Annotated in this window: 14 protein-coding genes; 1 reads left to right on the forward strand and 13 read right to left on the reverse strand. The window is 56.0% G+C overall.

Annotated elements, in window-relative coordinates; genetic code table 11:
• Window positions 1-5: 5 nt before the first annotated feature.
• The 3 genes from M493_RS16215 to spoIIID all read right to left on the reverse strand — a co-directional run bounded on the left by M493_RS16215 (window position 6) and on the right by spoIIID (window position 2,330).
• Window positions 6-836 (reverse strand): flagellar hook-basal body protein, encoded by an 831-nt coding sequence (locus M493_RS16215; RefSeq protein ID WP_020961475.1) that lies wholly within the window; start codon window positions 834-836, stop codon window positions 6-8.
• 124 nt (window positions 837-960) lie between these two features.
• Window positions 961-1,962, reverse strand: coding sequence for a rod shape-determining protein (locus tag M493_RS16220; RefSeq protein WP_020961476.1), 1,002 nt, complete (start codon window positions 1,960-1,962; stop codon window positions 961-963).
• A gap of 104 nt (window positions 1,963-2,066) precedes the next feature.
• Window positions 2,067-2,330 (reverse strand): sporulation transcriptional regulator SpoIIID, encoded by a 264-nt coding sequence (gene spoIIID, locus M493_RS16225; protein WP_008880665.1) that lies wholly within the window; start codon window positions 2,328-2,330, stop codon window positions 2,067-2,069.
• 310 nt (window positions 2,331-2,640) lie between these two features.
• Between spoIIID and M493_RS16230 the strand changes: the two genes are divergently transcribed.
• Window positions 2,641-3,150, forward strand: a complete 510-nt coding sequence (locus M493_RS16230; protein ID WP_020961477.1) for a BsuPI-related putative proteinase inhibitor — start codon at window positions 2,641-2,643, stop codon at window positions 3,148-3,150.
• On the opposite strand, the gene M493_RS18600 is transcribed toward M493_RS16230, so the two are convergent.
• From M493_RS18600 to M493_RS16275, 10 genes are all read right to left on the reverse strand, one after another.
• Window positions 3,137-3,289: a hypothetical protein gene (locus M493_RS18600; protein ID WP_020961478.1), complete on the reverse strand. Its 153-nt coding sequence runs from the start codon at window positions 3,287-3,289 to the stop codon at window positions 3,137-3,139. The genes M493_RS16230 and M493_RS18600 overlap by 14 nt on opposite strands.
• 28 nt (window positions 3,290-3,317) lie before the next feature.
• Window positions 3,318-3,854: a chromate transporter gene (locus M493_RS16235; protein ID WP_020961479.1), complete on the reverse strand. Its 537-nt coding sequence runs from the start codon at window positions 3,852-3,854 to the stop codon at window positions 3,318-3,320.
• A complete protein-coding gene (locus M493_RS16240; protein ID WP_020961480.1) occupies window positions 3,851-4,432 on the reverse strand; it encodes a chromate transporter in 582 nt (193 codons plus the stop codon). The genes M493_RS16235 and M493_RS16240 overlap by 4 nt, the downstream gene beginning before the upstream one ends.
• Window positions 4,433-4,457: 25 nt before the next feature.
• Window positions 4,458-6,062, reverse strand: a complete 1,605-nt coding sequence (locus M493_RS16245; protein ID WP_020961481.1) for a gamma-glutamyltransferase family protein — start codon at window positions 6,060-6,062, stop codon at window positions 4,458-4,460.
• 12 nt (window positions 6,063-6,074) lie between these two features.
• A complete protein-coding gene (locus M493_RS16250) occupies window positions 6,075-7,052 on the reverse strand; it encodes an ABC transporter ATP-binding protein (RefSeq protein ID WP_020961482.1) in 978 nt (325 codons plus the stop codon).
• On the reverse strand, window positions 7,024-8,028 hold the full coding sequence (locus M493_RS16255; protein WP_020961483.1) for an ABC transporter ATP-binding protein: 1,005 nt from the start codon (window positions 8,026-8,028) through the stop codon (window positions 7,024-7,026). The genes M493_RS16250 and M493_RS16255 overlap by 29 nt, the downstream gene beginning before the upstream one ends.
• A gap of 8 nt (window positions 8,029-8,036) precedes the next feature.
• Window positions 8,037-9,596 carry a glutathione ABC transporter substrate-binding protein gene (locus tag M493_RS16260; protein WP_020961484.1) on the reverse strand — a complete coding sequence of 520 codons (1,560 nt, stop codon included), beginning with the start codon at window positions 9,594-9,596 and terminating at the stop codon, window positions 8,037-8,039.
• Window positions 9,597-9,624: 28 nt separating this feature from the next.
• A complete protein-coding gene (locus tag M493_RS16265; protein WP_020961485.1) occupies window positions 9,625-10,527 on the reverse strand; it encodes an ABC transporter permease in 903 nt (300 codons plus the stop codon).
• Between the two features lie 26 nt (window positions 10,528-10,553).
• A complete protein-coding gene (gene nikB, locus M493_RS16270) occupies window positions 10,554-11,495 on the reverse strand; it encodes a nickel ABC transporter permease (RefSeq protein ID WP_020961486.1) in 942 nt (313 codons plus the stop codon).
• 439 nt (window positions 11,496-11,934) lie between these two features.
• On the reverse strand, window positions 11,935-12,384 hold the full coding sequence (locus M493_RS16275) for an Lrp/AsnC family transcriptional regulator (RefSeq protein WP_020961487.1): 450 nt from the start codon (window positions 12,382-12,384) through the stop codon (window positions 11,935-11,937).
• Window positions 12,385-12,389 lie beyond the last annotated feature (5 nt).

Consider the following 12,389-nt stretch of genomic DNA (forward strand, 5'->3'; position numbering starts at 1 on the left):
CGTCATCATTTCAGGCGGCCGACTTCGTTGACGGCCTTGTCCAAACTGCGGTCGTACGCTTGGATGATCTTTTGGTTCGCTTCAAAGGCCCGATAGGCGGCCAACAAATCGGTCATCGCGCGCTCAATGTCGACGTTTGACCGCTCGAGAAAGCGTTGTTTCACCGTGTACGTCACATTGCCGGGCGCCTGCGGCAGCGGGCCTGCCGTGCTGCGGAACAGGCCGTTTCCTTCTTTCACAAGCGTTTGCGGATCGGCGGCGAAGACGACGCCGAGGCGGGCGATTTCCCGGTTTTCGGCGATGATCGTCCCGTCGTCGCGGACGGTGAACGTTTCGTTCGGAACGGCAATGCGCCCGCCGTTGTCATCGAGCACATACCAGCCGTCTTGCGTAGTGAAATAGCCGTCCGGGCTCACGGTGAAATGGCCGTTGCGCGTGTACCGGATGTCGCCTTGACCGTTTTCGACGGCAAACAAAAGCGCGCCCCGCCGCCCGCTTTCCGGGTCGGCGGGCACTTGTCCGTCCACGATGGCGACATCGGTCGCGAGCCCGGTCTCGTTCACGTCCCCTTGCCGAAAGTTCGGGATGAGTTCTTGCATATAGACGCCCGTGTTCAGCGGCCCGATCACCGTTTGCGTCGGAACGGCGCGCGGCGGGGCCGACGGCAAGGACGCATCCTCAAGCCGGGTCATGAGCAGTTCCGGAAACGCTCTCATCGCGGCCGCGTCGGCTTTGTACCCCGGCGTCTCGGCGTTCGCCAAGTTGTTGGTCAGCATCTCGACGCGCCGCTGCTGGGCGAGCATGCCGCCGGCGGCGGTATACAATCCTCTTAGCATGGCAGCCACCTCGCTTGTCCACGAAAATTCGTTGCAAAAAGCCGCGGCCGGCTTGGGCGAGCGGCTTCGTTAGTTCCATTATAGGCGGGCGGGGGCAGCAGCCGCATCCCCCGCTTTTCCTTTTTTACACCAACTGCGATTTCGGCGCGCGGTCGATGTTCTCAAGCATCAGCCCGGTGCCGATGGCGACGCAGTCCATCGGATTTTCAGCGATGAACACCGGCAGCTTCAGCTCTTCGGCAAGCAGCTGATCGACGCCGTGCAGGAGGGCGCCGCCGCCCGTTAAAATGACGCCGCGGTCGATAATGTCGGCCGACAGTTCCGGCGGCGTGCGCTCGAGCACGCTTTTCGCAGCTTGTACAATCAATGACACCGGCTCGCGAAGCGCCCGTTCGATTTCTTCGGAGCGGACGGTGATCGTGCGCGGCAACCCGGTGACGAGATCGCGGCCGCGGACGTCGATTTCCTCGGCCCGTGCGCCTGGGAATACCGTTGCGACTTTGATTTTAATCTCCTCGGCCGTTCGTTCCCCGATAAGCAGCTTATATTCGCGCTTAATGTAGTTTAAAATTTCCATGTCGAACTTGTCCCCGGCCATTTTAATGGAAGAGGCGGTGACAATGTCCCCCATCGAGAGAACTGCGACATCGGTCGTGCCACCGCCAATATCGACGACCATGTTTCCGCACGGCTGGAAAATGTCCATTCCGGCGCCAATGGCTGCGACTTTCGGCTCTTCCTCTAAGTACACTTTTTTGCCGCCGCTTTTTTCTGCCGCCTCTTTGATCGCTTTCCGTTCGACCGATGTCGTGTTTGTCGGGCAACAGATTAAAATGCGCGGTTTGGCGAAAAAGCCTTTTAGGTCGAGCTTGCTTAAGAAATGCTTCAGCATCGCTTCCGTAATGTCAAAGTCGGCGATGACGCCGTCTTTGAGCGGCCGAATGGCAACAATATTCCCAGGAGTACGTCCGACCATTCGTCGTGCTTCTTCGCCGACTGCCAGCACTTTGTTCGTGTTTTTATCGATCGCCACGACGGACGGCTCATTGAGCACAATGCCTTTGCCTTTGACGAAAATGAGGACGTTCGCCGTGCCTAGGTCAATGCCGATATCTCGTGAAAACATACATTGCTCCTCCTTGCCTCTGCCCTGAAATCATTCCTAATTGGTTATTTTACCATATTCCGCGACCGGAATGATACTGCCAACGGCAGATGGCAAGGAAAAAGTTAATTGTTTTTCACGGCCTGTTTTTTGTACTTTTTCTTCGTCGCTTCACCGCCGCGCAAATGGCGGATCGATTTATGGTAATCGAGAATTTGTTTTACTTCTTGGGCCAGCTCCGGGTTGATTTCCGGCAGCCGCTCAGTCAAGTCTTTATGCACAGTGCTTTTCGACACGCCAAACTCTTTCGCGATGACGCGAACGGTTTTCCTCGTCTCCACGATATACTTGCCAATCTTGATCGTACGCTCTTTGATGTAATCGTGCACACCACTCGCCCTCCCTAAGTTGGATGTGAGAAGTGAGAAGTGTGAAATGAGACTCGTCTTGCCACTGATGAGCGCCGCTTTCGTTGGATGTCTCAGAAGCATCTTCGCCGCGTCGCTTGCCGGTTGTGAACGATCCCCACCTCAACCACTCTCATTGCTGTTCAATTTGTAACATTTTATTAGACAAAACGGGTATATATACCAGAAATATCAAGGCGGACAACCGTTTTTTCACAATTTTTTGCGGTTTGTAACGGAGGGGAAATGGGAAACGACTATACGTATAGAGAGGAAAAAAGGAGGAGTTGGGATGGGCAAAGGAAAAATGATCGGCGTCGCAGCCGTGTTGGCCGGGATGGCGGCGGCGAGCGCGCTGTTTATGTATAGCAGCGGCGGCGAGCGCCCGCAGGCGAAAGACGACTTGCTTGGCCCCGCTCCGGCGGGCAAACCGGCCCCCGCCGGCGGGAAAGGGATCATCGCCGGAACGTTGGAGCCGTCGCTCACGTACGAAACGCAAAACGATGCTTACGTGTTTACGTTTACGGTCAAAAACCAAACGGAGCGCGTGCAAACGGTGACGTTTACGAGCTCGAAAAAGTATGACTACATTTTGTACCGCGATGGCCAAAAGGTGAAGCAGTACAGCGAAGGGAAAATGTTTGCGCAAATTTACGAAGAGCGGACGTTAAAACAAGGGGAAGAGCTGTCGTTCCAGGAGACGTTCCGCGGCCTGGAGCCTGGAACGTATACGCTCGAGTGGTGGCTCGCCGACAAAAACTGGCCACACGCCCGGGCGAAAGTGACGTTTACGGTGCAATGAGGCTTCGGGTGAACGGGAGCCGCCGCATGCGGCGCATGCCAAACGCCGCCCGTTTCGCGTTGGCCAACAGCCCGCCCGTTCGGCTGCCAACGGGAACCATGACGAAACGAGGGATGTTTCCGTCACGATGCAGAAGCATCCCTCCCTTCTTTAGCCATAGAGACCATTCATGACGAGAGAAACACCGCCCCGTACACGAGCGCCAAGGCGATGACGTACGCCGGATGGATGCGCCATTTGCCGAACATTAACAAGGCGCTCGCGGCGGCGAGAAACACCGTTTGGACAAGCCCGGCCCCTTCGTACGATTCACGGAAAAAGTCGATGGCCATGATCCCAAGCATGACGGCGATCGCCGGGCGGATGTAGGCGGTAAGGCGCTTCACTTGCGGCGCATCTTTCCATTTGTACAGCAGCTGCAAAAGAGCCAGCAGCAACATAAGCGACGGGGCGACGCTCGCAAACACGGCGACGGCGGCGCCAAGGACGCCCGCTTGTTCGTAGCCGATATAGCCGGCCATTTTCGTGGCGATCGGGCCGGGAAGCGAGTTGCCGATCGCTAGCACTTCACTGAATTCGTTGACCGTCATCCACTGATAGCGGTCGACGACTTCGTGCTCCACAAGCGGGATGGACGCCGGGCCGCCGCCATAGCCTAAAATGCCGGGCCAAAAAAAGGCGAGAAACAAATGCCAATAAATCATGGTGACGCCCTCCTTTCACCGCGCTCGTTCCCGTTCGCCGCTTCCCGTTTTCCCCGCCCGACAAACGCCGCCGCCAGCAAAATGGCGACAATCAGCGCCGGATGGAGCCCGAGCCACTGCAAGGCGACAAAGCAGGCGACAAGCAGCAACGCAGCCGGCCCGATGCCGAGGGCCGCGCGCGCCTGCTTGGCAAACTGCCACGTCATTTCCGCCAACATGACCGCTACGACCGGCATTACCGCTTTTGTCATCCCGGCCACCCATGGCGTATCTTTGAACGAGGACAGCACAGCCAACAGCACGATCATCAACACAACGGTTGGCGCGGTTGTTGCCAAGACGGCGTTCACGAGCCCGAGCGGACCGCCGACGCGATGGCCGATATAACCGGCGAGCTTCGTCGCGATCGGGCCGGGCAAGGCGTTGGCAATGGCGAGAATTTCCGCGAACTCTTCATCGGTCATCCACCGGTATTTCGTCACGACCTCGGCGCGCACGAGCGGGATCGAGGATGGCCCGCCCCCATACCCGAGCATGCCGACGCGGAAAAAGGCGAGAAACAAATGCCATTGGTTCATCGGTGTCCTTCCTTTATCTTGAATTTCACCAAGCGGCGACCGCCCCGTCCGTGCGCGGCTCCGTCCCGGCGGCGAGCACGCCGGTTTGCGGGTCGCGCCAAATGATTTGCCCGCGGCCGAACGGACCGCCGTCTAACGCCACGCGGATGTCATGCCCTTTGCGGGCGAGCGCTTCGGCGATATGGCGCGGGAAGTGCGGCTCGACGAGCACGGTTTTCCCTTCCGTCCACTGCCAGCGGGGAGCATCGAGCGCCGCTTGCGGGTTCAAGGCAAAATCGACGGTGTTCATGATCACTTGCAAATGCCCTTGCGGCTGCATGAATCCGCCCATGACGCCGAACGGGCCGACCGGCGTGCCGCCTTTCGTCAAAAAGCCGGGGATGATCGTATGGTACGGCTTTTTCCTTGGCGCCAGCCCGTTCGGATGGCGTTCATCGAAGACAAAGTTATGGCCGCGGTTGTGCAGGGCGATGCCCGTGCCTGGGACGACGAGGCCGGAGCCGAAGCCCATGTAGTTGCTTTGGATGAACGACACCATGTTCCCGTCGCCGTCGGCGGCGGCCAAATAGACCGTTCCGCCTTTTGGCGGCGCGCCCGGCTCCGGCGTGAGCGCCTCCGCGCCGATTTGCGCCCGGCGCATGGCGGCAAACGACTCCGACAACAGCTCGTCTGGGCTGCAGCTCATATAACGGCGGTCGGCGATGTACGCTTTTCCATCGGCAAAGGCCAGCTTCATCGCCTCGATTTGCCGGTGGTGCGTCTCGACATCCGGGACGCTTGGCACGTCAAACCCGTTCATGATGTTGAGCGCCATCAACGCGACAAGCCCCTGCCCGTTCGGCGGAATTTCCCACACTTCATAGCCACGGTAGGAGACGGAGATCGGCTCGACCCATTCCGGTTCGTACTCGGCGAGGTCGTCCGCCGCCAAAAAGCCGCCGTATTGCTTCGAGAAGGTGGCGATTTTTTCCGCCAGCTCGCCGCGGTAAAAGCTTTCCGCCTCCGTTTCGGCAATCGAGCGGAGCGTCGCCGCATGGTCCGGAGACGCCCACACTTCCCCGATCTTCGGCGCGCGGCCGCCCGGCGCAAACGTCGCAAACCACGAGGCGAACTCCGGCCCGTTCAGCGCTTCTTTGTACACCCGATAAGCGTTCGCCCAGTATTTGCCCAGCACCGGCGATACTGGGTAGCCGTTTTCCGCATAGGCGATCGCCGGAGCGAGCGTTTCGGCAAGCGGCAGGCGGCCGAAGCGCTTCGCCAGCGCTGCCCACGCCGCCGGCGCGCCCGGCACCGTCACCGGGGCAAAACCGTACTTCGGCATCTCGGTATAGCCGCGCTCTTTCAACGCTTCGATCGAGATCGCTTTTGGCGCATAGCCGCTCGCATTCAGCCCGTACAGTTTCCCATTCGTCCAGACGAGAGCGAACGCATCGCCGCCGATGCCGTTCGATGTCGGTTCGACGACCGTCAGACAGGCGGCGGCGGCAATGGCGGCATCGATGGCGTTGCCGCCCTTTTTCAGCACGTCAAGCCCCGCCTGGGCCGCCAGCGGCTGCGACGTTGCGACGACGCCGTTTTTCGCAAACACCGTCATCCGCTGCGATGGGTAGGGGTGGTATAAGTAGTCCATGGCAGTTCCTCCTTACTTCACTTCATGGCAAGCGACAAAATGACCTGGAGCCGCTTCTTTCCACTCCGGTCGCTCTTGTTTGCATCGTTCGGTAGCCACCGGACAGCGCGTATGGAATGGGCAGCCTTTGGGCGGATTGGCCGGGTTCGGCAAATCCCCTTCAAGACGAATGCGTTCCCGCTTTGCGCCCGGTTTCGGCCGTGGAATGGCAGACAATAATGCTTTCGTATACGGGTGCAGCGGATTGGCGTACAGCTCCCGCGACGGCGCAAGTTCGACGGCATGGCCCAAATACATGACAAGCACCCGGTTGCAAAAATGACGAACGACCCCTAAATCGTGGGAGATGAACAAATACGTCAGCTCATGTTTTTCTTGAATGTCTTTTAACAGTTTAATGATTTGTGCTTGAACCGATACGTCCAAAGCGGAAACAGCCTCGTCGCAAATGACGAGCGACGGGTTCAAGGCGATCGCCCGGGCGATGCCGATCCGCTGCCGCTGTCCGCCGCTGAATTCATGCGGGTATCGGTCGTAATGCTCGGGACGGAGCCCGACTTCCTGGAGCAGCTGCAACACCCGCTCTTCACGCTCAGCCTTTGTCATGCTCGTATGGATGACAAACGCTTCCTCAAGCGCATGGCCGACGCGCTGACGCGGGTTCAACGAGGCATACGGATCTTGGAACACCATCTGCATTTCTTTTTTCCATTTTTTGCGTTGCCGTTCCGGCAAGCGGCTGATTTCCTCGCCTTGGAAAAAGATCGATCCGTCCGTTGCCTCTTCTAAACCGAGAATCGTCCGGCCGAGGGTCGATTTCCCGCAGCCCGACTCGCCGACAATGCCGATGCTTTCTCCGGCAAACACGTCAAGGGAGACGTTCTCAACCGCTTTGACATAGCCTTGGACACGCCGCAGGAGTCCCCCTCTAATTGGGTAATATTTTTTGACGCCTTCCAGTCTAAGAAGTGGCTGCTTTGACTCGCTCATCGTGGTGAACTCCCTCCTCTAACCAGCAACGGACGGAATGGCCGGCGCTGATCGTTCTCTCGGGCGGCGGCGCGGTGCGGCATTGATCGGTCGCAAACGGGCAGCGCGGGTGAAACCGGCAACCGTCAATTTGTTCATTTAAACTTGGCAGCGTGCCTGGGATCGGCTCGAGCGCATACTCTTCATCATCGACGCTTGGCACCGATTGCAGCAGCCCTTTTGTGTACGGGTGGCGCGGGTTGGCGAAAATGGCTTCAACATCGCCTTCCTCGACTTTTTCCCCCGCGTACATGACCATCACCCGGTCGGCCATTTCGGCGACGACCCCCATGTCATGGGTGATCAAAATGACCGCCATGTCTAATTTTTGCTTTAGCTCGTTCATCAAGTCTAGAATTTGCGCTTGAATGGTCACGTCAAGGGCGGTTGTCGGCTCATCGGCGATGAGCAAGCTCGGATGGCAGGCGAGCGCCATAGCGATCATGACGCGCTGCCTCATCCCGCCGCTTAGCTCGTGCGGGTATTGCTTCATCCGCCTCTCCGGAAACGGAATGCCGACTTGCTTGAGCAACTCAATGCCCCGCTCGTGCGCCTCCCGCTTCGACAGTTTTTGATGGAGCATGAGCGGTTCGCGAATCTGGTGGCCAATCGTAAACACCGGGTTGAGCGCGGTCATCGGCTCTTGGAAAATCATCGAAATTTCGTTTCCGCGGATGCGGCGCAGCTCTTCTTTCGACAGTTTCGTCAAATCGCGGCCGCCGAAATAAATGGCCCCGCTCTCAATCGCGCCGTTGCTCGGAAGCAAGCCCATAATCGATAACGAGGTGATGCTTTTTCCGCATCCCGACTCACCGACAATGCAAAGCGTCTCCCCTTTGCGAACGGAAAAAGAAACCCCCCGCACAGCGGAGAGTTTTCCCTCCGCCGTGCTGAAGGTCGTGACAAGGTTCTCGACACGCAGCAATGTTTCAGCCATGCTATCCCCTACTCTCTATGAACGTGATAGAGCGACCATTGTCCTGTGGCATCGATCTCTAACCCTTTCACCGATTTGTCGACAGCTGCCGTCACAACGCCATGGTTCATGACAACAACGGCGGCATCTTTCAATAGAAATTCATTTGCCTCTTTCAGCTTTTGTTTCCGCACTTCCGGATCAATAGCGGTGCGCGATTCTTCGACAAGCTTGTCGAAGGTTGGATTGTTGTAAAATATCCGGTTTGTTGCACCGGCATTTTTTGAATGGAAGTTCGGGTAAAATAACTCACTGCCGTCAGCTGTGAGGTTCGCCCAGCTAAGAAATGTAATATCATACTTCCCTTGTCTCGCCGAATCTAGGAAAGTCCCCCACTCCATCGACTCAATTTCAGCGTTAATACCGACTTCTTTCAATTGCGCTTGGACGATCTCAGCCATTTTCATCTGAGCCGGTGTGTTAGGAACAAGCATTTTAAGTGTTGTTCCTTTATAACCATGTTCCTCAACGAGTTGTTTCGCCTTTTCCGGATCGTAGGTGTAGGCGACATTTTCCGACGCTTCATCATAGCCGAACACTTTCGGGCCGATGACGCTGTTTGATTTCACGCCGAGGCCTTTTAACTGTTGAATGTACTCGTCTTTGTTAATGGCGTAAGAAACTGCCTGGCGGAACGCAAGCTCGTTCATCGGCGCCTTTTTCATGTTAAACCCTAAGTAATAGACTGGCGTGCCTTCTTTTTTGATCAGTTGGACGTTTTTCATCGATTCAATGCGGGAAAGCTGTTCAGCCGGTATACTGTCGATCAATTGCACTTGGCCAGTTTGCAACATTGAAATGGCCGTCGTCACTTCCGGAACGACTTTGAACGTCACTTTCTCCAGCGTCGGCGCCCCTTGCCAATACTGTTCATTCTTCTCTAACGTCACATGGTCCCCCGGCACCCATTCAACAAATTTGAACGGACCAGTGCCGACTGGCTGTTTCATTAAATCTTGCTTTTGGTCGGCCGTCGGGCTGACGATCGCAGCATTTGAGTGTGCTAAAGCAGCCAACATCGGACCGTACGGGTATTTCGTTTTGATGACAACCGTATACTCGTCCTTCACTTCCACCGATTCGACCGGCTCAAGAAGTGAAGCCCGCGGCGCTGCTGTTTTCGGATCTCTTAACTTGTCGAACGTATATTTGACCGCTTCGGCGTTGAAGTCGGTGCCGTCGTGGAACTTAATGCCTTGTTTCAATTTAATGACCCACGTTTTATCGTCCGGGTTTTCGTACGATTCTGCCAAGTGCGGCTTAATTTCCATCGTTTCCGGGTCGCGGACAAACAACGTTTCATATACTTGATCAATCACTGTCGATGATACGGAGTCATTCGTTAAAATCGGCGACAGGCCGACGACATCAGACGTTGTCGCATACGTCAACTCTTGGGCGACGTTCCCTTTCCCTTGCGAGCCGGACGAAGCGTTGTTGGAAGCCGACTTGCCTCCACATCCGGCCAACGCCATCGAAATAGCAAGGACAAGAGCGAGCAGTCCGTAGGACCAATACTTCTTTTTCACTGTTTTTCCCCCCAATAGGTATGTTGAGTTAGTTGATATCCATGTTCGGATCAAGCGCATCGCGCAATCCGTCGCCCACGACGTTAAAAGCAAAGACGACAAGCATAATCGCGATGCCTGGGACGATCGTCATATGCGGCGATGTCCACATAAACGCCTGTCCGGCGGCGATCATCGCCCCCCACTCCGGCGTCGGCGGCTGGGCGCCTAGCCCTAGATAGCTGAGCGAAGCGGTCGACAAAATGGCGGTCGCCATGCGCATCGTCGCGAAAACGATGATCGGCGCCAGGCAGTTCGGCAAAATATGCTTCATGATGATGCGGGCGTTGCCGGCCCCGAGCGCTTTCATCGCCAATATGTACTCGCGGTTTTTCACGGACAAGACGCTGCCGCGGACGATGCGGGCGCACGTCGGAATCGACCAAATGCTGATGGCGATCGCCACATTGATGAGGCCCGTCCCTAAAATCGCGATGATAAGCATGGCGAGCAAAATGCCCGGAAACGCAAACAGCAAGTCGACAATCCGCATGATCAGCCCGTCAAGCTTTTTGTAATAGCCTGCCAGCAATCCGAGCGCCACCCCGCCGATCAGTCCCAAGCTGACGGAAACAATGCCGACAACGAGAGAAATGCGGGCACCATAGACGATGCGGCTCCAAATGTCCCGTCCGTAGTTATCGGTCCCGAGCCAATGGCCGTCGGAGAAGACAGGCAGCTCGGCAGCCGCCAAGTTTTGCTTCACCGGGTCATGGGTGGCCAGCCACGGGGCAAAAATGGCCATCAGCACTTGAATGACGATGATGATCAGCCCGACAACCGCCAGTTTGTTTTTCAACAGCCGCTTGATCGTGGTGACATACATTTTCTCTTTCTTGCGTCGAACCCCGGCCGACGCCTGGCCGGTTTGAACCGCTGCACCGGTTTCCATCGGTTTTCCTCCTCTCTATCAGTGGATTAGTCGTAGCTAATGCGCGGGTCGACCAACGTATAAATAATGTCGACAATCAAGTTGACTAGGACAAACAATGTAGCGACGAGCAGGACGGAGCCTTGCACCATCGGGAAGTCCCTGGCGGCGATGGCTTGCACCATCAGGCGGCCGACGCCGTTGATGGCGAAAACTTGCTCCGTGATGATCGTCCCGCCAAGCAAAAAGCCAAAGTTCAAGCCGATGACGGTAATGACTGGGATCATCGCGTTGCGCAGCGCGTGCACCCAAATGACCGTCCGCTCCCTTAAGCCTTTCGCCCGCGCCGTCCGGATAAAGTCGGCCCGGATGACTTCCAACATCGACGAGCGGCTCATCCTGGCAATCATCGCCGCCGATCCGGTTCCGAGCGTAATGGCCGGCAATATTAACTGTTTCAGCCCTTCTGCGGTGTAAAATGGCTGGTCCAGCCCGCCGACCGGCAACAGCTGCAAGTTGACGGCAAAAATTAAAATGAGCACAGTCCCTAACCAAAAGTTCGGAATCGAAATGCCCGCCAAGGCAAACACGGTGCTGGACACATCAAACCATGAATTTTGCCGAATGGCAGAAATAATGCCGGCGACAACGCCGATGATCACCGCGACGATAATGCTGGCAATCGCGAGTTTGAGCGTGTTCGGAAACCGCGTTGCGATCGCATCCCACACCGGCTGTTTCGTTTGGTACGAATAGCCGAGATCGCCATGAAGCAGCCCATTCATGTAGCGACCATACTGGACGAGAAACGGGTCGTTGAGCCCTAAATCTTCGCGGATGGCGTTAATGTCAGACTGCGATGCGGTCGGGCCGGCGATAATGGCTGCCGGATCTCCCGGAGCAATGTACATGCTCGTAAAGACGAGAAAGGAGATGCCGATTAACAACAAAATAAGTTGTAGGAATCTTCTGACAATCATCCCTGCCATCGTGTTCACCCCTTTTCTGTTGTTTTTATAAAAAGGAATTTTTTATACATTTGTTAATCAAATTTATAATATTATTTAACAAAGTTAATCATGATTTCGTTTTTTATGATTATATAGGAATTCGAATGATTTTTCTACATAATTCTCTAAAAAAAGTGAATTTTTTTAGTTGGCCGAACATGCATTTTTACGTGACGCGCTGCAATAAGAGATGCGGGGCGCCCGCCAGGATGGCAAGAACATTCGGGCCTTGCCTGCGGAGCGGCTGGGCGAAGCTTCCTCAAGCGGGCAGGCGGCAATTCCACTGCGCCGGCGCGAAGGAGGTTCTAATACCGGTCGTATATGCAAGAACAACCGAACCGATTTCGATCCATAGCAAATAAAAAACGCCCCTTTATGGGGCGCTGTTCCATGACGCTTCTTCCGTTGCCGGAGGCCGCTACAACTTCAACCCCGTCCGGCTCTTGAAGCGGCGCAGCAAAATATGGCTTTCCACTCTCGTGATGCCTTCTAGGGCGTACAGCTCGTTGTTGATGAATTTTTCCAGGGCGGCAAAGTCTTCGACAAGGACGTGCATATGGAGCGTGCTCGGGCCGGTCATTTGGTAGCAGCTCGCCACGCTCGGGTTCTCCGCCAACTTTTGCGCCACTTCGACCAAATACGCCGGCTCGCAGTCGACCTCGAAAAACGCCGACACTTGTTTGCCGAATTTCTCCGAATTGATGACAACGGTAAACTTTTCAATGACACCGTGTTTGACGAGCTGGTTGACCCGCTCGCGGACGGCAACGCGCGATAAGTTGAGCTTTTTGCCGATGTCGACATAGGACATGCGGCCATCTTCAATTAACATCTCCAGGATTTTGCGGTCAATGTCGTCTAGTTTCACTGCAT

It is taken from the genome of Geobacillus genomosp. 3 (assembly GCF_000445995.2).
Classification (GTDB): domain Bacteria; phylum Bacillota; class Bacilli; order Bacillales; family Anoxybacillaceae; genus Geobacillus.